Raw genomic sequence first — 19,991 nt, forward strand, 5'->3', positions numbered from 1 at the left:
CCCCCGATGGCCACCAACCCCTTCGAGAACGACGAAGCGACCTACCTGGTGCTGATCAACGACGAGGGCCAGTACTCGCTTTGGCCACAGTTCGCCGAGGTGCCCGCGGGCTGGACCGTCGCCAGGCCCGCCGGCACCCGTCAGGAGTGCCTGGACCACATCAACGAGCACTGGACGGACATGCGCCCCAAGAGCCTCATCCAGGCGATGGACTCCTGATCTTGCGGCAGGGAACCCGGGTGGAGGCGGAGCTGGCCGTCACCGAATGGACCTTGGAGATGCGCGACCCCGGCGCGCTCCGGCCCAGCCCCCTTCCCTCGGACGAGCTGACCTTCAGCCTCGCCGGGGTGCCGTCCCCCGACTTCAACCGCGCCATGTACGCGGCGGTCGGCGCCCGGGTCTGCTGGACCGACCGGTTCTCCTGGACGTTCGAGGACTGGGCCAAGTGGGTGGACCGCCCCGAACTGGCGACCTGGATCGCGCTGGCCGAGGGCACCGTCGCCGGGTACTTCGAGCTGGAGGCCCAGCCGGACGGCGACACCGAGGTGCACCTCGTCGGGCTGGTGCCGGCGTTCGTCGGGCGGGGCTTCGGCGGCTACCTGGTCGAGCAGTGCGTGCGCCGCGCCTGGCAGCGCGGGAGGCTGTGGGGTGAGGGGCTGGGGCCGACCGAGCGCGTCTGGCTGCGCACCAGCACCCTCGACCATCCCAACGCCAAGGCCAATTACCTGAGGCGCGGGTTCACCGTCGCGGCCGAGACGTCCGGCGCCAAACGGGTGCCCGACCCCCGGCTGGCGCCCTGGCCGCTGCCCGGCGACCCCCGCGCGTCCCGGCTGGAGCCGCAGGAGGGGCCGGTGGAGGACCTCGCGGGGGAACCCGCCGCGGAAGAGAACTGAGAAGGAACGAGGAACCCGTGAGCTGGCTTCGCTGCCCCGACCCGCGCCCCTGGGCGACCACCCGGCTGGTCTGCTTCCCGCACGCGGGCGGCTCGGCCGGCGCCTACCGGACCTGGGGCAAGGCGTCCAGCCCCGCGCTGGAGGTGCACGCCGTCCAGTACCCCGGCCGCGCCGACCGGATCCGCGAGCCGATGATGACCGACGCCCGGCAGGCGGCCCGGATGATCGCCGCCGCGCTCGCCCCGCTCACCGACCGGCCGCTGGCCTTCTTCGGCCACAGCATGGGCACGATCCTCGCCTACGAGACCGCCCTGCTGCTCCAGACCAAGGGCGTCCCCCCGGTCCACGTGTTCATGTCCGCCTCGCCCGCCGTCCACCTGCGCGGGGAAGGCGGCAACCCGGCCGACAAGGACGACGACGGCCTGGTCTCCGAGCTGGTCGAGCTGGGCGGCACCGACGCCGAGGCGCTGGCCGACCCCGAGCTGCGCGAACTCGTCCTCCCCTACGTCAGGGCCGACTACCGGCTCATCCAGAAGTACGAGCACCGGGCGGAGCCGCGGCTGGCCGTCCCGGTCACCGGCCTGGCCGGGGAGGCGGACCCGCACGGCACCGTCGAGAAGGTCTCCCGCTGGGCGGAGCTCACCGACGGGCCGTTCGAGCTGAGGGTCTTCCCCGGCGGCCACTTCTACCTCAACGACCGGCAGCCCGAACTGCTGGCCGCACTCCACGGGGCACTGGGCATCCCCGCCGCCTGACCCGCCTGCCGTCTGGGGGACGACCCCCCAAGCCCCCCGAGGTTGGGCCCTCTCAAGCCCGCGATCCCGGCGTACTTTCCGGTCATGGGAGTCGAGATCCGGGTGGAGGGGCTGAAGAAGTCCTTCGGGCGCCAGGTCATCTGGGAGAACGTGACGTTCACCATCCCGGCAGGGCAGATCTCCGCCCTGCTCGGACCGTCGGGAACCGGCAAGTCGGTCTTTCTGAAGAACCTCATCGGGCTGCTGCGGCCCGACAGGGGACACGTGTGGGTGGACGGCGTGGACGTCCCCGAACTGCACGAACGCCCCCTGCACGACCTGAGGCGGCGCTTCGGGGTGCTGTTCCAGGACGGCGCGCTGTTCGGGTCGATGAGCGTGTACGAGAACGTCGCGTTCCCGCTGCGCGAGCACACCAAGCTCAAGGAGCACCGCATCCGGGAGATCACCATGTCCAAGATGGAGATGGTGGGGCTGATCGGCGCGGAGAACAAACTGCCGGGGGAGATCTCCGGAGGAATGCGCAAACGCGCCGGTCTGGCCCGCGCGCTGGTGCTCGACCCCGAGATCCTGCTGGTGGACGAGCCCGACTCCGGGCTCGACCCGGTGCGCACCGCCTACCTCAACCAGCTCTTCACCGACATCAACGACGAGACCGGCGCGACCATCCTCATCGTCACCCACGACATCGGCACCGCCCGGGTGCTCCCCGACAACCTGGGGCTGCTGTTCCGGCGCGGGCTCGTGGCGTTCGGGCCACGGGAGATGATGCTCACCAGCCGGGACCCCGCCGTCACCCAATTCTTCAACGCCCGCCGGGAGGGCCCGATCGGCATGGCCGAGGAGAAGGACGCCGCCGCCCTCAGCCTGGAGGACTCCACCTGGCGGACGAGCGCCAAGCCCGCGCCCATCCCGCCTCAGCTCATGCCGAGCAGCGGCAGGCCCCGTCCCTTCCAGCAGCGTCCCGGACAGTGGCTGCAGGCGCACGGGCTGCAGGCGCCGCCCGGCTCGTTCATCGACGACGAGGGCAGGGACTGGCTCGTCGACTGGGACCGCCTGACGGCCCGCTGACCGCCTGACGGCGCCGCGACCGGGCGAGGACTCCGCCGAGCCCGGTCACCGGCGCGCCCGCGATTCGTGCGTCGAGCGGCACCGCGTCCTTCAGGGCGGGTAGCGTACGGTTTGGGTCATGATGTTGTACGGGTGCGCGGTGTGCTTCCTCCGTGGCGACATCGTGCGGGCCGTGCCCCCGTGCGGCCCCTGACGGCTCGCCCGCCCCCCGCGATGGAGGATCGATCCCGTGAGTGAACCCTCGACCGAACCGCTGGAGAGCGGCGATCCCGAACGGCTGGGCTCCTACCGGCTGCTCGGCAGGCTGGGCCGGGGCGGTATGGGCATCGTCTACCTCGGCGAGGCGCCCGACGGCAGCCGGGTGGCGGTCAAGGTGATCAGCCCGGACCTGGCCGATGACCCCCGCTTCCGGGAGCGGTTCCGGCGCGAGGTCAACGCGGCCGGACGGGTCCAGCGCTTCTGCACGGCGGCGGTGCTCGACGCCGAACTGGAGAACCCGCCGCTGTACGTCGTCACCCAGTACGTCCCCGGGCCGACGCTGGACCAGGCGGTCCGGGAGAACGGGCCGCTGCGCGACGCCGACCTGGAGGGCCTGGCCGTCGGCATGGCGACCGCGTTGTCGGCCATCCACGCCGCCGGGCTGGTGCACCGCGACCTCAAACCCTCCAACGTGCTGCTGTCACCGCTGGGCCCGCGGGTGATCGACTTCGGGATCGCCCGCACCGTGGACGGCGAGGGGCAGATCACCCGGACCGGGGCGATGATCGGGACCCCGGCGTTCCTGGCGCCCGAACTGCTGCGCCAGGAGCCGCTCACCCCCGCCGTCGACGTGTTCTCCTGGGGCTGTGTGGTGGCCTTCGCCGCCAACGGCCGCTCGCCCTTCGAAGCGCAGACCCTCCCGGAGATCATCTACCGGATCAGCCAGGGCGACCCGGTGCTGGACGGCCTCGAGGGCCGGCTGCGGACCATCGTCGAGCAGGCCCTCAACAAGAACCCCCGGCTGCGCCCCACCGTCCCGCAACTGCTGGCGTACCTGATGGGCCAGCCCGCCGTGGCGCCCGAGCAGGCCGTCCAGAAGGTCGAGACCATCTGGCAGCAGCACCCGCCCGCGCCCGTCGCCCCCTCGTCCACCTTCCAGCCGACCGGCGGGCCGGCGTTCACGCCGCAGCCGATGCGGCAGCCGGGCCCGGCGCAGCCCCAGCCTCCCCAGCAGCAGACCCCGCTGCCCTGGATGCAGCCCTCCCAGCCTTTCCAGCAGCCTCCGGCCCAGCCGCAGACCCCCTACCCTCCGCAGACCCCGGTCCCGGCGCAGGGCCAGTGGGGAGGCCCGGCGCCGTCCTCCTGGCAGCCGACCACGTCCGGTGGAGGCGGAGGCGGCGGCAAGGCCGTCCTGTACGGCGCGTTCATCGCCGTGGGCGCGCTGGTCGTCCTGATCGCCGCGCTGCTGGTGGTGCCCGCCAGCCCCCTGTACGTGTTGGGCGGCGGCGAGGAGGAGGAGACCACGAGGCGGTCGGCTCCTCCGGCGGCGCTGCACACCATCATCGGCCCCGACGACTTCAGCGACCGCTCGTCCGGCTTCCCCACGAACCTGGAGGCCGCCACCTACGACAACGGCAGGTGGCGTCAGCACACCCCGGACACGTCCGGCACGTACTGGGTGTGGCGCAACACCCTCAAAGACCCCGAGCAGGACCTCCTCCTGTCGGCCAGGATGCAGATCACCGAGGGTAACGAGGCGGGCAGCGCCGGTTTCCTGTGCTTCGGCGACGAGTCAGAGGGCGACAAGAACAACAACTACGAGCTGATGGTCGACCGCCAGGGCCACGCCCGCCTGGCCAAGACCACCACCGGCACCCGCGCCGTCCTGGCCCGAGGCACCGTCCCGCCCCTGGGCGAGAGCGAACACCGCCTCCACGGCGTCTGCTCGGTGGAGGGGGCGACCACTCGCCTGGCCCTGTGGGTCGACGGCGAACTCGCCTTCGACCACACCGACACCACCTCCCCCTACACCGGAGGCCGCGTCGGTTTCGTCGTCCAGCGCGACGACAGCAACTGGCCCGCCACCGTCGCCTACTTCGACGACTACCACCTCACCACCTTCGACCCCAAGGCCGGCCCCGCCGGCTGACCCGCCCCGCAAACGGGAACCGCCGGGCCGTCGCTATCGGGCGGCCTGACGTGTTCGTCGGGACAACAGGCGTCGGCGTTCTGGATTGATGTAATGATTGCATCACTCTATTATTGCGGCATGTTGTTTCCCACCCCGTCCCTGCGCGTCGAGGATCGCCGAGTGCTCGATGAGATCGAGGTGATGCGGTACGAGTTGCGGCATCAGGTGCGCTCGATCCCCGCGAAGTGGACGGCGGGCCTGCGGAAGTTCCTCACCGCGGACGCGGTGGCCGCCTCGAACTCGATCGAGGGATTCCGGGTCTCCACAGTCGACGTCGCGGACCTGATGGAAGGTGAACACGATGTCGAGGTGTCAGAGGAGAACCGCGAGGAGACACTCGCTTACCAGCGCATGATGACCTATATCCAGACCCTGCATGACGTGGAGGACTTCTCCTACGGCAAGGGGCTGTTGAACGGTCTGCACTGGATGCTGCAAGGGCACCGGCACAAGGCGGGAAAACTCGCCGGACAGTGGCGTAAGGGCCCCGTGTACGTCACCGACACCCGTGATCCGAGCATCGCCGCTTACACCGCGCCCGACGCACGTGACGTGCCCCGCCTGATGGCGGAACTCGTCGACTGGTTGAACGCCGCCGACGACGGCGCGCATCCGCTGGTGCGCGCCGCGATGGCGCACCTGCACCTGGTGTCGATCCATCCCTGGAGCGACGGGAACGGACGTATGTCACGCTCCCTGCAGACACTCATGATCGCCCGAGAGGGCGTCCTGGCGCCGGAGTTCTCCTCCATCGAGGCCTGGCTGGGCCGTCCGGGGAACACGTGGGAGTACTACCGGGAACTCGGTGCGCGAGGCCCGACCTACCGCCCTGATCAGGACGTCGCAGGATGGGTTCGTTTCAACCTCGTCGCCTATCACCAGCAGGCTCAGACGGTGCGTAACCGTCTGGAACGATCCGGCCGGGTCTGGACGATCCTCGCGGACTTCGTCGATGGCGAACCCTTCGACGAGCGCGTGGTCTCAGCACTCCATGACGTCGCGATGAGCGGCCGTGTGCGGCGCCTGCGCTATGAGAACGCCGAAGGACTGAGCACGCAGCAGGCGCAACGAGACCTCCGTGATCTCGTGGCGGCGCGGGTGCTCGAATCGGTGGGCCGCACCAGAGCCCGCTACTACACGGCAGGACCTCGCTTTCCACAACGAGCGCTGGAGTCGGCACGAACACCCATGAGCCTGGCCGACCCCTATCCGGCCTGAAAGGCGTCGATACGGTTCTCGGTGTCCAAGATCACGGAATTCCGTTTCCGCCTGCTTGGGGGGATTTGCCCACGCAGAAAGCGGTGTACGCCGCTGGAGGGCTGGGAGGGCTGTACCTGGTCGGGGCACTCGTGGCTTTCGTCGGGGCGTTCTCGCAGGAGGGACTCGCGGCGGGACTGCGGGCGTGATCGGCGCCGGCTTCCTCGGCGGCCACTGGCCCGGCCAGTCGCACTACAGCACCACCGACGGCACCGGCTACGCCAACTTCTTCAACGGCACGATCTCGGACGTCGCCCTCTTCGACCGGACTCTCACCCAGCAGGAGATCACCCAGCTGCACGGGGCGGCCACCCAGTCGGCGGGCGTGCTGACCTCGATCACCACCCCGGAGGGCAGGACCCAGGCGAGCGTCGTCTACGACACGGTCACCGGGACCGTCACCAAGGTGACCGACAAGCACGGCGGCGTCTGGGAGATCTCGGCTCCGACCATGAACGGTTCCAGCAAGGTGTACCAGGCGTCGGTGCTCGGCTCCGCGCCCGCCTCCTATTACCGGTTCCGCGACCCGGGCGGCTCGACCAACGGGGCCAACGAGGTCAACTCCGGCCCCGCCATCTACTCCGGCACGACCCTCGGCGGCGAGGGACCGTTCACCGACTCGACGGGCGCGGCCTTCAACGGCACCTCCTCCTACGTGCAGCTGCCGAACAGCAACCAGGTGCAGACCTCGCCGGGCTCCATCGAGATGTGGTTCAAGATGCCCTCCGGCAACACGGCGGGCGGCGTCCTGTACTCCGAGCAGTCAGACCAGCTGCCAGGGGCCACCACTGCGACCGGAAACCGCGTCCCCGCGCTGTACGTCGGCACCGACGGAAAGCTGCGCGGCAAGTTCTGGGACACCAACGGCACCGCGAACAGCACGATCACCAACGCCGCCGTCAACGACGGCAAATGGCACCACGTCGTGCTGGCGGCCAAGTCCGACAGCCAGACCCTCTACCTGGACGGCGTCGAACAGAACACCATCAATGCCACCCTGCAGACCACCCAGGTGAACTACGTGTACGTCGGCGCGGGCATGGCCGGCGGGACGTGGCCGCACGCGCCGACCAACACCCTGGGCTACTTCCCCGGCTCGATCGGCGAGTTCGCCTTCTACCGCTCCCAGCTGTCCAAGGAGGCGGTCGCCGCCCACTACGCGGCTTCGAAGAACGCCAAGGGCCTCGCCCTGATGAAGACCGTCAACGTGAAGGACCCGGGCAACAAGACGACCTCTTATGAGTACGACGTGGCCGGCGGCTACAAGCTGATCTCCACGGTCGACGTCGACACCACCGGGTACGACGTGCGCGGCAACAAGGTCTCCGAATCCTCCTGCCAGAACCAGGCCGCGAACATCTGCTCGACGAAGTACTACTCGTACTGGCCCGACGCCACCACCGAGCATCTGGCGCCGAACCCGAAGAACGACGTCCAGCTCACCGAGCGCGACGGCCAGTCCAGCGGTCCGACCGACGACCGCTACCTGACCGTCAACCAGTACGACGACAAGGGCAACCAGACCGAGATGGTCACGGCGCCGGTGCCGGGCTTCCCGGGCGGTCGGTTCACCAAGACCTCCTACACCGACGGCACCACCATCGCCGCAGCCGACGGAGGGTTCGCCCCGGCCGGCCTGCCCTACAAGGTGGTGCAGCCCAGCGGCGCCACCACGCTGACCAGCTACTTCAAGAACGGCGACATCGCCTCCACCACGGACGCGGCGGGGCTCGTCACCAACTACACCTATGACGGGCTGGGCAGGAAGCTCACCGAGACCGTGGTCTCGAGCGCCTATCCCGCCGGGCTCACGACGTCCTACAAGTACGACTACCTGGGGCGGGTCATCGAGGAGCTGAGCCCCCCGGTCCTCAACCGGGTGACCGGCGCGATCCACACCTCCAAGAGCGTCACGACCCACGACCTCGACGGCAACGTCATCTCCCAGACCGTGTCCGACACCACGGGCGGCGACGCCTCGCGCACCAAGTCGTTCGTATTCGACAACCGCGGCCTGCTCACCAGCGCCACGGACGCGCTCGGCAACGTCGAGACGTACGAATACGACGGCTACGGCAACAAGACCGGCGTGCACGACGAGATGGGCGACTACACCGTCCACACGTACGACGCGAACGGTAAGTTGCTGACCACGACGCTGAAGGACTACACCGGGAACCCGAACAACCCGTCACAGCCCCAGGACCTGGTGATGGAGTCCCGCGCCTACGACCCGGCGGGACGCCTGGCCTCCGTCACCGACGTGGAAGGCGTCACGACCTCCTACACCTACACCGACGACGACCTCGTCGCGACGGTGACCAAGACCGCCACGGGACAGGGCCCTTACGTAGAGAAGTCCACCGTCTACAACGCGGCCGGCCACGTGGTCGAGGAGACCATCAACAACGGGGCGACCAAGAGCACCCATGCGGTGGACGCGGTCGGCCGGGTCACCTCGACCACGGTCGACCCGGGCGGGGTCGGCCGGATCACCAAGGTCTCGTACACTCCGGACGACAAGATCGCGACCACTTCCAGCACCGACGCCGGCGGTTGGCCCATCACCAAGTCCTTCACCTACGACCCGATGGGCCGGACGACCAGCGAGTCGATCGCCAGCGACGACCCGGGCCACCCGGTCGGCTGGTGGAGGCTGAACCAGAGCTCCGGCACCACCGTGGCCGACGCCTCCGGCACCGGTTACACCGCCGGAATCAGCGGCAACGTCACCTGGGCCGACGACGCCGCGGTGTTCCCGGGAACGAACGGCCAGCAGATCGCCACGAACGGGCCGGTCGTGGACACCTCCCAGACGTTCCCGGTGTCGGCTTGGGTGAAGCTGAGCTCGATCCCGAACGGGAACGTGACCGCGGTGGCCCAGGACGGAAACCGGCAGTCGGGTTTCTACCTGCAGTACTCCCAGGCGCAGAACAAGTGGGCACTGGTACGCCCGAACTCCGACACCGACAATGCCTGGGGCACCGACGCCCGCGGCACGAGCACCCCGGCGGCGGGCACCTGGACCCACCTGGTCGGTACCTTCAACGCGGCCGACGGGCAGATGAAGCTGTACGTCAACGGCACGCAGGAAGGAACCGCGACGGCGACGACCCCGTGGAACGCCACCGGCCCGCTGACGATCGGCCGCGGCAAGTGGAACGGCGGGGCGGCCGACGCCTTCCCCGGTTCGGTCTCCAACGTCCAGGTGTACAACCGGCTGCTGTCCGGGACCGAAGTGACGAACCTGCACACCAAGGGCCGCACCAGCGGGACCACGGCGTCCTTCACCAAGGCGACCACCCGCTGGAAGCTGGACGAACGCGGCCTCGCCACCGAGATGACCGACCCAAACGGCAACGTCACCAACTTCGCTTATGACGAGGCCGGCCAGCTCACCACCACGGTGAGCCCGACGGTCAACGTTGAGACGGGGGGCGGCCAGCCGCTGCCGCAGCGCCCGACCGACCAGGTCGGCTACAACACCTTCGGCGAGGCCACCGAGCAGCAGGACGCCAACGGCAACACCATCACCACCGCCTACGACGCGGAAGGCAGGAAGGTCTCCGAGACGCTGCCCTCCTACACCGCGCCGGGTTCCAGCACACCGATCACGTCGGTCTCCACCTGGACGTACGACGACAGCGGCGCGGTGCTCACCGAGACCGACGGAGCCGGGAACACCACCACCTACGAGTACGACCAGCTCGGCCACAAGTCCAAGATCATTGATGCCGAGGACGGAGTCACCACGATGGTGAACTCACCGGACGGCGAGGTCCTGTCGCTCACCACTCCGGAAGGCGTCCAGACCCAGAAGACCTACGACCTCCTGGACCGGCCGCTCACCACGACAGTGCTGGAACGCCACCCGTCCCCGACCGCGGTGACCACGACGTATTCCTACACGGCCTCGGCGCAGAACCCGGGCGGCGCGTTCCTGGCGTCCGAGACGGCTCCGGGCAACCTGACGACCACCTACGCCTACAACAAGCTCGGTGAGCGGACCTCCGTGACCGATCCTTCCAACGGCGTGACCAGCACCGTCTACGACCAAGAGGGACGCGCCGTCAAGGTCACCAATCCGGACGGCACCGCCAGGACAGTCGGGTACGACGTGCTCGACAACCCGACGACGACCAGGCAGTTCGACGTGGACGGCACGGTGCTGACCACGGTCACCGCCACTTACGATGCCGCGGGCCGCAGCCTGTCGACGACCGACGCCAGGGGGCACACCACGACCCTGACCCGGGACGCCAACGGCCTGATCACAGCCCAGACCGAACCGGTCGACACCGGCGCCTCGATCACCATCAGCTACGGGTACGACGCGGAGAACAACCGCACCCGCTACACCGACGGTCGCGGCAACAACTGGATCTACGGATACAACGTGTGGAACCTGCGGGAGTCGGCGCTGGAACCCGCAACGACCGCCCACACCTCGACCGCGGATCGGCGCACCACCATCGCGTACGACGCGGCCAAGCGCGCGGTCACGCACACCCTGCCCGGCGGGGTGTCCACGACCACCAGCTACGACGGCCTGGACCGGGTGATCGGCCAGACAGGAAATGGTTCGGAGGCCGACACCGCGGAGCGCTCGTTCGTCTACGACGGCGACGGCCGCATGGTGGAGGCGTCTACCGACGGCCTCAGCCTGTCCGTCCCGGCAACGGAGGAGAACTTCACCTACAATGACCGCGGCCAGTTGCTGACCGCTACAGGCTCGGCCGGGAACAGCTCCTTCATCTACGACACGGGCGGGCGGATGACCTCCGCCACCAGCGCCGCGGGCACCGTCGGCTACACCTATGACAACGCCGGCCGCCTCTCGACCCTGAGCGACCCGGCAAGCGGCACCACCCTCACCTACGGCTACGATGTCCGGTCGCAGGTAACGTCGATCGATTACGGCACGTCGAAGGACCGCACGTTCACCTACGACCGCCTGCACCGCCTCACCGACGACACCCTCAAGACCAGCGGAGGCACCACCCTGGCCTCCGTCGCCTACGGGTACGACGCCAACGGCAACCTGACGTCCAAGAACACCACCGGCGTCACCGGAGCCTCGAACAACACCTACACCTACGACAGGGCCAACAGGCTCGCCTCCTGGAACAACGGCACCGCCACCACGGCGTACGAGTACGACGCCTCCGGCAACCGCACCAAGGTGGGTTCGAAGACCTTCACCTACGACGCCCGAGATCAGCTGACCTCGGACGGAACCACCACCTACACCTACACGGCCCGAGGCACCCTCCTGACAAGGAACGGCTCCGGAACGGCGAACTTCACCTCGGACGCCTTCGGCCAGCAGGTGACCTCGTCCTCGACCGGTGGAACGCAGACCTACCAGCTCGACGCCATCGGCCGCACCCTCAAGGCGACCGGCCCGAGCGGAGCGGTCTTCTCCTACAGCGGTCTGGAGAACGACCTGGCCTCTGACGGCACCTCCACCTACACCCGGGCCCCCGACGGTTCCCTGATCGCTTCCAATGCGGCGACCGGAACGGCGGGTGCCGGAGTCCTGGCCTTCACCGACCAGCACGACGACGTGATCGCCTCCTTCACCGGAACCGGCACGGCCCTGACCGCATCGGCCACCTACGATCCTCTGGGCAACGTCACCGCGGGCAGCGCCCCTCTCAGCCTGGGCTACCAGTCAGGCTGGACCGACCCGACCACGGGCCAGGTCAACATGTGGTCCCGCTGGTACAGCCCCGAAACCGGCCAGTTCCAGAACAAGGACACCGTCGAGACCGAAGCGGTCCCCAACTCCGCGGCCGCGAATCCCTTCGCCTACGTCGCCGGCAACCCCATGATCGGCACTGATGAGGACGGCCACTGCAGCTGGTGGAACGTCGCCTGCAAGGCCAAGCAGATCGTCGAGGCCGCCAAGCGCAAGGCGAAAGCCGAGCAAGAGGCCCGAGCCCGAGCCGAACGCGAGGCCCGCCAGCGCGCCGTAGTCGCCGCCGCAGCCTTGCGCGAAGCCATCCGCCAGGCGGCGGCCCGAGCCAGGATCCAGCAAGAGCTCCGCGTCCGCGCCGCCATCGGCCGCCGCATCCTCGACCTCCCCGCCGACTCCAAGGCCAAGCCCAAGCGGATTACCCTGGCCAAGCCAGGCTTGGTGAGAGACGTCACCAAGACTGCGACTGTCGTTGTTAAAAACGCACACAAAACAAATAATAAGATGGTGGTTGGAAAGCGGTCTAGTAACGCGATAATGCCTAAGCAGGGTAAGGAATTCGCGCAGTGTATGGCAACTGCCAAGACCATGAAGAAAGCGGGGCCCACGAAGGCGTCTACGATATGCGCGACCGTTGCTGAAATGGCGGTTTCTACGGTACAGGCGGTTCGCAAGGCATATGGGCCATGTAAAACGCAGGAGGATGACTGGAAGTGTGTCGACAATGGGACCTTCCAGAATGGACTGCAGCACGCCACCTGGATGGCGCTCATCACAATCCACTTCGGGCCAAAATTGCCCGACGGATCGGCGGGAATCATGAGAATCTGAACCCGAGCAAGAAAAATGCCGATGTTCATGAGAAGATGGACCTTGAAAACAATGAGATAGGCATCAAGTATGGGATTAAATTGAAGAAGGATTTCCGGTACAAGGACTGGAATAGATCGGCCGCTGAGGTTCTGAAGAGAATTCGATACGGCGATCCTGGCTCCTTCCAACCGGTGACGCTTAAGTGTGTCAAGAAGGGGAGGTTGGGTAACTGCAGGGAGAAATGGGTCTCCTAGGGTGTTCTGAACGAAGCGAGTGGTCGTCTCCGTAGGCGGGGTGTTAGAGAACGGTTTCTCAAATTAATTATTCCCGGAAACGACCGGTGAACGAATATGCCAGCCGTGCAGGAGGCGCAGGCCTGTGCCTCCTGCACGGCTGGCGTATAGAACTAGCTGTTGGGAAATTTGGACGACGTAAAATTTCCGAGACGACAGCTATGGATTGGGAATGAATTGTCGAGCATTCCGTGTCTGTGCTGTCTGGCAGGAAATCTGCTGTAGGGAAATTTCGTATGAACTGTGTGCGCTCGTTCACTGCCGGCATGTTTGCAGTTGTTGTGGTCTTGGGTCTAGCCGGGTGCGATGACGCCCCCGAAAAAGCGACAGGTCAATCCCCTGGCACGGTGCTGGAGGAAAAATTCGCTTGGCGGCACGTCGGGAAGCAGTGGGAAGATGAGTTCTTCCTGATTCCGATGGATCTGGGGGATGGGACGTCGCTGCGGATGGTGGACGGGGTGGCTGAGGTGAGCCGTAATGGTGTGACGGTGAAGGAACGGTTGTCGCCGGCCGGAGAAGGCTGGCCGACGGAGGTGGATGCCGCGGCGGGAAACGACATCTGGGCGGTGGTCGAGAGCGGGCTGCGCCGTTGGGATGGAAGGGAATGGCACGCCATCACGGCACCGGATGAACCGAGAGACCTGGCCGCCGTTTCTCCGGACGAGATCTGGACGCTGTCGGATGCGCTGACCGTGCCAGGGAAGAACATTAAGGCCGTCGTACGCCATTGGTCGGAGGGCGAATGGAGCGAGGTCGCGGCCGACGAGAAGCTGCTCGACATCGACGCTCACGCCGCACACGGTCTCTGGGCGGTCACTGAGGACAAGGTGCTGCACTACGCCGACGGGCGCTGGACCGACCAGTCCCCGAAGAACGACATCAGACTCACGGCGATCGCGGTCACCGCGGACGGCCGCGTCTGGGCCGGAACCGACAGTGATCGCCTGCTCGTCCGCGAGTCCGGTGCATGGTCCGAGACCCGGCTCCCCACACCGGAGCAAAATCCCATTCTTGAGGGGCTGCCCGCTGACTTCGCGTTGAAGCCGGATTGGAAGATCGAGCGCATCACGTCTTTCCCGCGCTCGCTCGAGGTGGTAGCGGCTTGGACCGACGACCTCGACGACCAGGACACGGTCAGAAAGGCCTACGGCTGGGACGGCTTCCGCTTGAACTTCGGATGATGGACAGGAGGGTGTCATTTCCCCGGCCGTCGGTCAGTGGTCGGCCCAGGCCATCCGCCCGGCCTGCGCCCGGAGATCGCGTACATGCTCGGTGAGACACCCGACCGGCACCCTGCCATGGGAGATGTGCGTCGGATGCTGACGTTGGAGGATCGGGAGGAGATTTCCCGAGGAATCGCCGAAGGGCTGGCGAACAAGGACATCGCGGCGAGGGTGGGTCGGTGCCCGAGCATCGTGTCGCGGGAGATCCGCAGGCACGGCGGCCGGAAGAAATACTGGGCATCGCGTTCAGAGCGGGCCGCGGCAGCGTGTCGGAAAAGACCGAAGACGCGGGGCTCTTCGAGGTCCGCTGCATCGATCGCAGTGAAGGTGTGACGGACCTCTATGTCCTTGATCGCAGTGACGCCTGGATCTTTCACCGCCCCGACTCCGGCGTGGATTCGCCTGGGGGACACCCGCTTGACGACCGGTGGTCGGTCGGCGCTTCATGGTCGGGAGCAGGCGGACTCATCCTCCCCTCCGGACCGAAGTGAGCAGACCCGTAGGTGTCCGCGGCCCGGGCCCGTATGCGGCGGGTGCGCAGTCGCAGCCGCAGACGTTTGGGTTCCCGGCGGAGGGCCGGGCGGCTGTTCAGGGCGAGCATCTGCATCCAGGTCAGGAGTTCGCAGGGCAGCGCGACGAGTTCGCATCAGATCTGGTTCTGCGTGAAGTCGCGCAGGGTTACGCAGGCCGCGTCATTGGCGCAGCGGATACGGTCTTTGCGACGCGCCCGGCGGCGGTGGCGTAGTTCGAGGTCGGCGAGTTGCCCGCGGCGGGTGTCGGTGACGAACACGGTGAGGCAGTGCCCGTCCAGATGGTTGAACCGCAGTTGCGCGCCGGGTCGCGGGCACTCACGGCGGACGGTGATCCGCGCCTACACCGACGCCTTGGCGGCTCCGCCGCCAAGGCGTCGGCCAGTCAGGAGATCGTCGGATCAGGGGTGATGGGCCCGAACAGTTCCGGCTGGGAGCGGCCGACGATCCAGTCCGCTGACCCGGATCGTCTCCGCAGCAGCAGGTCACCCACGCCTCAACCGATTCCGTTCACACTGAGGTGATCTCAGCGAATTCCCGGTAGGTGGCGGTGTTCGAAATGGGTGAGGACGAGTGCGGCGCGGGTGATGGCGCCGATTCTGCCGGGGCCGGCGGTGATGTGCTGGAGGGTGCGCCAGCGGCCTTTGAGCAGGGCGAATCCGCGTTCGCCCAGGCCGCGCAGGCCGCGCAGGAGCCGGTTGTAGGTGCGGTTGCCGATGCTGAGGACCTGTCCGTCGGAAGGGTTTTTGACGGGGGTGAGGACGCCGATTCCGGCGCCTTCGTATCCGCTGTCGGCGAGGGTGGGCAGGCCGTCTGCGGCGGCTTTGTAGAGGGCTGCGAGCAGGTGGGTGCGGGCGGCGGTCAGGTCGTGGACGGATCCGGGCTCGACGTCGGACACCCACAGTGGCAGGCCGGCCGGGCTGGACAGGGCCTGGACGTTGCCGACGTGCCGGTGGGCCTTGCTGGAGTACCACAGGTCGATCGGTTCGCCCTTGACGCTGAGGGTCTGCTCGGCGCACCGGTCGGCGGGCAGCAGGGTGCCGTCTAGGATCAGGTGGGCGAGGCCGTCGGCACGCGCCCGGTCAAGGACGTCGTGCAGATCAGGGGCTTGAGCTGCGAGGACATCGATGCCTTCGTCAACGTGGCGGTAGGCGGTGGCCCGCGAGACCCGGTGGTCGCGGCCGAGGCCGGGGACGTCCTTGTCCCCGCGGAACCAGCGCAGCACCAGGACCGCCTGCCAGAACGGGGTCAGCGCCCGGCTGCCCTTCGGGGTCTGCTTCCTGCGCCGTTCGGCACCCAGAAGCCGGGCAACATACAGACAAGGCCTTCTATGACATGGATCTCGTTCCGGGCACGACATCTCTGTGGGCCGTCGGCCGCTACGGCTTCTGAGGCACGGACGCCGTCTTCACCTCCGGAAGACCCCGCTGAGCGGGTACCCACTGTTTCCGCAGGTATGGATCATTGGAGCATGCCGCGTAGTCTGCGGTTTCTTCCGGGTTTTCCATGATCTGGCTGCTGCCCGGACCTCGTGGCAGGCAACCTCTGAGTGCGTGTTTGACAGGTGATCGTGATGGAGCAGTTGGGGTGGTTATGGGTGGTTGGTGCGTACTCCCACCTATCCGTCGGATCTGACCGATGAGCAGTGGGCGTTGATCGAGCCCCTGCTGCCTCCCGAGCACTGGGACGGCCGCAAAGAGGTGCATCCCCGCCGGGACGTCGTGGATGCGATCTTGTATGTGAACCAGACGGGCTGCCCCTGGCGGTACCTGCCGGCGGACTTCCCGCCCTGGCAGACCGTCTACTGGCACTTCCGCCGGTGGGAGGACCAGCACGTCACCGAACAGATCGTGGCTGTGCTGCGCAGGCGGCTGCGCCGGGAGTTGGAGCGCCAGGCCGAGCCGTCGGCGGCGGTGATGGATTCGCAGTCGGTCAAGGGCGCCGACACCGTCGGCAAGGACTCGCGGGGCTATGACGCGGGCAAGAAGACCGGTGGCCGCAAGCGGTTCCTGCTCACCGACACCCACGGGCTGCTGCTGGCGGTGATGGTGGTCTCGGCCGGAGTGCAGGACCGGGACGGGGCGACCACCCTGCTGCTGGGCATGGTGCTGACCCTGTCGTGCCGCCTGGTGTTCGCCGACCAGGGCTTCGCCGGCCGGCTGGTGGCCTGGGCCCGCGACGTGCTGGGCGTCGTGGTTCACATCATCGGCAAACCGCCCGGCCAGAAGGGCTTTGTGGTGCATCCCCGCCGGTGGGTGGTGGAGCGGACTTTGGGCTGGCTGATGCTGCACCGCCGTCTGGCCCGCGACTATGAGCGCGACCCGGCCACCTCAGAGGCCCTCATCCGCTGGGCCGCCATCGACCAGATGAGCCGCCGCATCGCCCGCGGCCGCCCCGCCACCCGCACCGGACCAAGGCCCCTGGAATACACCCGGTAGACCTCAACGATCAGCTCTAAAACACGCACTGAGCGGTCCGTGAAACTCATGATTGTGAAGGAGGCGTCGAGCATCGCTTTCCTGCGCATGCGTGAATCGACCAGCTCGTCAAGAGGCGCACGGACTTGACCTGCGTTCATGACGCCTCTCGCGTAAACCTCCGTCTGGAGGAGTCCGGGGAAGGCCTGGGTTTCGTAGGAGCGCATCGAATGCGCCTTGGTCTCGAGTTCTGCGTAGGTGGAGAACCCGGCGAGTGTCGCGGGTGTAGTCGTCCCGATTCTTCGCCGCGGGTTACCGCCGACTGGGGGGGTGTCGGTTCATAACCCGCAGTGACCCCGTCCTCTCGCGAGGGAGTGGTCTTCGACTGATTCTGGTGAGCGCGGTTGGCGGTGGTCGTCGTGTTATCGACCGCCGAAGACCGGACCGCATCCGTAGAGGGATGCCAGGTCGATCAGGAGCAGGTCGGGGCGGTGGGCTGCGGCGCGTTGGAGATCGGGATGGAAGCCGTGGAGAGAGTACAGGGCCAGGGTGGTGTCGGCGGTGTGGTGGCCCTGGGCCGCCAGCAGGTCCCGGATGTGTTCGAGGCGGGTGACATCGTGGGGGCCGCGTGGCTGGATCGTGGCTTTGGCCTCGCCGATGAGGGCGATGCGGGTGTGAGCCGTTCGGGGGCGTTCGCCGGGGGCCAGGGCCAGGACGTCAACCTCGTGCTTGGTCTTGGCGGACGGGTCGGGGACCTCGGTGGAGCCCACCGCGCCGGTGTGGAGGGGGGTTTCGTCGGGGACGAAGGCGCGGGTCCAGCGGCGGGCCAGTTCTTCGAAGTGGGGGCCGAGGATCTTGGAATGGAAGGTGGGGCGGGACTCCTCCCAGGCCTGGCGGGCGCGGTCGTGTTCGATCATGTCCACCAACGGGAGGGTGATCAGCTGATTGAAGCGGATCACCGGGTCGGCGACAGTGATCACAGGGTTGCGGGTTTTGAGGAGGTCCTGCTCTTTACGCAGGTAGCCGGTGGATTCCAGGACTTCGAGAGGGGCGGCCACGGCTGAGCGTTGGCGTTCCAGCAGCGCGCCGATCCGGGTCGGAGTGGATGCGCCCTGGGCCACGGCGGCGAGCAGGTCGTAGTAGAGGGTGCGGTGGGTGATGCGCGGGTCCTCGCGCAGCAGGAACTCCGCTTCTACACGCGAGTACAGGGCGCGGCCGGGATCCAGGAGCGTGCGTTGGACCCAGCCGTCGAACTCCTCCATGGTCTGCGGGGCGGTGCCGGGCGCGAGCGGCCGGTATCCGGGGGCGCCGCCCAGGCAGGCGTCGACGAGCAGGGCCGTCTCCGGGTCGGCGATCTGCCAGTGGTCGCGGGCGGTGCGGTGGTCGAACGCGGGCAGTCGCAGGTCCAGGACGGCCCGGCCGCGCAGCGGCTTGGTGCCCGACAGCAGTTCGTTCATCACGCTCATCGCGGAGCCGCACAGAACGATCCGTCCGCCGGGAGCCTTTCCCGACTGTGAACGGTCGTAGAGCAGTTGCAGCAGTCCGGGTATCTCCGGGGAGTGCTGGAGGAGGTAGGGGAGCTCGTCGATGATCACGAGCGGGGCTCCGGGGGCGCGGTCGACCACGTCCAGGGCGGTGGACAGCACCTCCTCCCAGCCTTCCAGGCGCAGCGCGCCCGCAGGCACGCCGGCGTGCCGGGCGATCGCCTCGCTGAAACGCCGCAGTGCCAGGACGCGGCCCTCCTCCTGCACCGCGGTCAGGTACAGGCCTCCCGCGGCCTCAGTGAGGGCCTCCAGCAGAAAGGACTTTCCGTGGCGGCGACGTCCCGACACGATCGCCAACCGCAACTGCGGGATCGGATCCTGCACGAACTCCCGTAGCAACCTCCACTCTCGGTCCCGATCCAGCACCCGCGCCGGTTTGGTCAGTAGTTCACCCATACCTCAACCGATTCCGTTCATACTGAAGGGTGCCTAATTCGTTCAGGCTGACCTTAACAGACTTATAAAGCTGCTTCGGTGCAGCTGAGGAGTCCAGGAGAGGTCATTCCAGGGGAAGGAGGCCGCGTTGGAGGCGGCCGCGACCGCGGCGGCGCGTTCGTTGACGCCGAGTTTGGCGTAGAGGTGCAGGATGTGGGTCTTCACGGTGGCTTCGCTGATGAACAGGCGGGCGGCGGTTTCGCGGTTGTTGTTGCCCTGGGAGATGAGGTGGAGGATCTTCAGTTCGCGGGCGCTCAGGGAAGTGTCGGGGGTGCGGATGCGGCCCAGGAGACGGGTGGCGACCGAGGGAGAGAGGGCAGTTTCGCCTCGGGCGGCGGTGGTGATGGCGCGGACCAGTTCGTCGCGTTGGGCGTCCTTGAGGAGATAGCCGGTGGCTCCGGCCTCGATGGCGGGGAGGACGTCGCGGTCGGTGTCGTAGGTGGTGAGGACGAGGACACGGGACGGGACGCCGAGGCGGGTGAGTTCCTTGATGGCGGCGACGCCGTTCATGACGGGCATGCGCAGGTCCATGAGGATCACGTCGGGATGGAGGGCGCGACCACCCGCCTGGCCCTGTGGGTCGACGGCGAACTCGCCTTCGACCACACCGACACCACCTCCCCCTACACCGGAGGCCGCGTCGGTTTCGTCGTCCAGCGCGACGACGGCAACTGGCCCGCCACCGTCGCCTACTTCGACGACTACCACCTCACCACCTTCGACCCCAAGGCCACCCCGACCAGCTGACCCCAGGGAACGAAGACCACCGATCCACCACCGGCATCGGCAGCGGATGGGCCGACGCGATCGAGACCGTCGCCCGCGAACAGTCCGAGAACCATCTCCACGGCCTGAGAGAGCCCAGGGAAATTCTCCTGATGGAAACATTCCGTCT

General features: G+C 67.6%; 14 protein-coding genes and 2 pseudogenes. 12 read left to right on the plus strand and 4 right to left on the minus strand.

Features of this window, described 5'->3' with window-relative positions; genetic code table 11:
* Window positions 1–6 precede the first annotated feature (6 nt).
* The 10 genes from ABGB12_RS16385 to ABGB12_RS16430 all read left to right on the plus strand — a co-directional run bounded on the left by ABGB12_RS16385 (window position 7) and on the right by ABGB12_RS16430 (window position 14,661).
* Window positions 7–219: an MbtH family protein gene (locus ABGB12_RS16385; protein ID WP_347678691.1), complete on the plus strand. Its 213-nt coding sequence runs from the start codon at window positions 7–9 to the stop codon at window positions 217–219.
* Between the two features lie 2 nt (window positions 220–221).
* Window positions 222–893, plus strand: a complete 672-nt coding sequence (locus tag ABGB12_RS16390; RefSeq protein WP_347678693.1) for a GNAT family N-acetyltransferase — start codon at window positions 222–224, stop codon at window positions 891–893.
* Window positions 894–910: 17 nt separating this feature from the next.
* Window positions 911–1,648 (plus strand): alpha/beta fold hydrolase, encoded by a 738-nt coding sequence (locus ABGB12_RS16395; protein WP_347678695.1) that lies wholly within the window; start codon window positions 911–913, stop codon window positions 1,646–1,648.
* Between the two features lie 84 nt (window positions 1,649–1,732).
* Window positions 1,733–2,716: an ABC transporter ATP-binding protein gene (locus tag ABGB12_RS16400; protein WP_347678697.1), complete on the plus strand. Its 984-nt coding sequence runs from the start codon at window positions 1,733–1,735 to the stop codon at window positions 2,714–2,716.
* Window positions 2,717–2,945: 229 nt separating this feature from the next.
* Window positions 2,946–4,844 carry a serine/threonine-protein kinase gene (locus ABGB12_RS16405; RefSeq protein WP_347678699.1) on the plus strand — a complete coding sequence of 633 codons (1,899 nt, stop codon included), beginning with the start codon at window positions 2,946–2,948 and terminating at the stop codon, window positions 4,842–4,844.
* Window positions 4,845–4,964: 120 nt separating this feature from the next.
* Window positions 4,965–6,104, plus strand: a complete 1,140-nt coding sequence (locus ABGB12_RS16410) for a Fic family protein (RefSeq protein ID WP_347678701.1) — start codon at window positions 4,965–4,967, stop codon at window positions 6,102–6,104.
* A 65-nt stretch (window positions 6,105–6,169) separates the two neighbouring features.
* Entirely contained in the window at window positions 6,170–6,292 is a 123-nt protein-coding gene (locus ABGB12_RS16415) for a hypothetical protein (RefSeq protein ID WP_347678703.1), read from the plus strand.
* A complete protein-coding gene (locus ABGB12_RS16420) occupies window positions 6,289–12,672 on the plus strand; it encodes a LamG-like jellyroll fold domain-containing protein (RefSeq protein WP_347678705.1) in 6,384 nt (2,127 codons plus the stop codon). Before ABGB12_RS16415 ends, ABGB12_RS16420 begins: the two co-directional genes overlap by 4 nt.
* A 511-nt stretch (window positions 12,673–13,183) precedes the next feature.
* Entirely contained in the window at window positions 13,184–14,128 is a 945-nt protein-coding gene (locus tag ABGB12_RS16425; RefSeq protein ID WP_347678707.1) for a hypothetical protein, read from the plus strand.
* 221 nt (window positions 14,129–14,349) lie between these two features.
* On the plus strand, window positions 14,350–14,661 hold the full coding sequence (locus tag ABGB12_RS16430; RefSeq protein ID WP_347678709.1) for a hypothetical protein: 312 nt from the start codon (window positions 14,350–14,352) through the stop codon (window positions 14,659–14,661).
* Window positions 14,662–14,708: 47 nt separating this feature from the next.
* On the opposite strand, the pseudogene ABGB12_RS16435 reads toward ABGB12_RS16430, so the two are convergent.
* Both ABGB12_RS16435 and ABGB12_RS16440 read right to left on the minus strand, forming a co-directional pair.
* Window positions 14,709–15,038: pseudogene (locus tag ABGB12_RS16435) on the minus strand (transposase); the annotation flags it as partial.
* Between the two features lie 188 nt (window positions 15,039–15,226).
* Window positions 15,227–16,060, minus strand: coding sequence for a transposase family protein (locus ABGB12_RS16440; protein ID WP_347678711.1), 834 nt, complete (start codon window positions 16,058–16,060; stop codon window positions 15,227–15,229).
* Window positions 16,061–16,304: 244 nt separating this feature from the next.
* Between ABGB12_RS16440 and ABGB12_RS16445 the strand changes: the two genes are divergently transcribed.
* A complete protein-coding gene (locus ABGB12_RS16445; protein ID WP_347678713.1) occupies window positions 16,305–17,138 on the plus strand; it encodes an IS5 family transposase in 834 nt (277 codons plus the stop codon).
* Between the two features lie 401 nt (window positions 17,139–17,539).
* Here ABGB12_RS16445 and ABGB12_RS16450 read toward each other — a convergent pair whose 3' ends face one another.
* Complete coding sequence (locus tag ABGB12_RS16450) at window positions 17,540–19,057, minus strand: ATP-binding protein (RefSeq protein ID WP_347678715.1); 1,518 nt, start codon at window positions 19,055–19,057, stop codon at window positions 17,540–17,542.
* Window positions 19,058–19,099: 42 nt separating this feature from the next.
* Window positions 19,100–19,654: pseudogene (locus tag ABGB12_RS16455) on the minus strand (response regulator transcription factor); the annotation flags it as partial.
* On the opposite strand from ABGB12_RS16455, the gene ABGB12_RS16460 reads away from it, so the two are divergent.
* On the plus strand, window positions 19,643–19,843 hold the full coding sequence (locus tag ABGB12_RS16460; RefSeq protein WP_347678717.1) for a hypothetical protein: 201 nt from the start codon (window positions 19,643–19,645) through the stop codon (window positions 19,841–19,843). The pseudogene ABGB12_RS16455 and the gene ABGB12_RS16460 sit on opposite strands and share 12 nt — an antisense overlap.
* Window positions 19,844–19,991: the final 148 nt, after the last annotated feature.

Source organism: Actinocorallia sp. B10E7, assembly GCF_039871655.1.
Lineage (GTDB): Bacteria > Actinomycetota > Actinomycetes > Streptosporangiales > Streptosporangiaceae > Actinocorallia.

Excerpts from the sequence above, each read along its gene's own strand:
- ABGB12_RS16385 (WP_347678691.1), top strand. The coding sequence starts at position 7 with ATGGCCACCAACCCCTTCGAGAACGACGAAGCGACCTACCTGGTGCTG.
- ABGB12_RS16400 (WP_347678697.1), top strand. The coding sequence starts at position 1,733 with ATGGGAGTCGAGATCCGGGTGGAGGGGCTGAAGAAGTCCTTCGGGCGC.
- ABGB12_RS16410 (WP_347678701.1), top strand. The coding sequence starts at position 4,965 with ATGTTGTTTCCCACCCCGTCCCTGCGCGTCGAGGATCGCCGAGTGCTC.
- ABGB12_RS16425 (WP_347678707.1), top strand. The coding sequence starts at position 13,184 with ATGAACTGTGTGCGCTCGTTCACTGCCGGCATGTTTGCAGTTGTTGTG.
- ABGB12_RS16440 (WP_347678711.1), bottom strand. The coding sequence starts at position 16,060 with ATGTCGTGCCCGGAACGAGATCCATGTCATAGAAGGCCTTGTCTGTAT.
- ABGB12_RS16450 (WP_347678715.1), bottom strand. The coding sequence starts at position 19,057 with ATGGGTGAACTACTGACCAAACCGGCGCGGGTGCTGGATCGGGACCGA.
- ABGB12_RS16460 (WP_347678717.1), top strand. The coding sequence starts at position 19,643 with ATGGAGGGCGCGACCACCCGCCTGGCCCTGTGGGTCGACGGCGAACTC.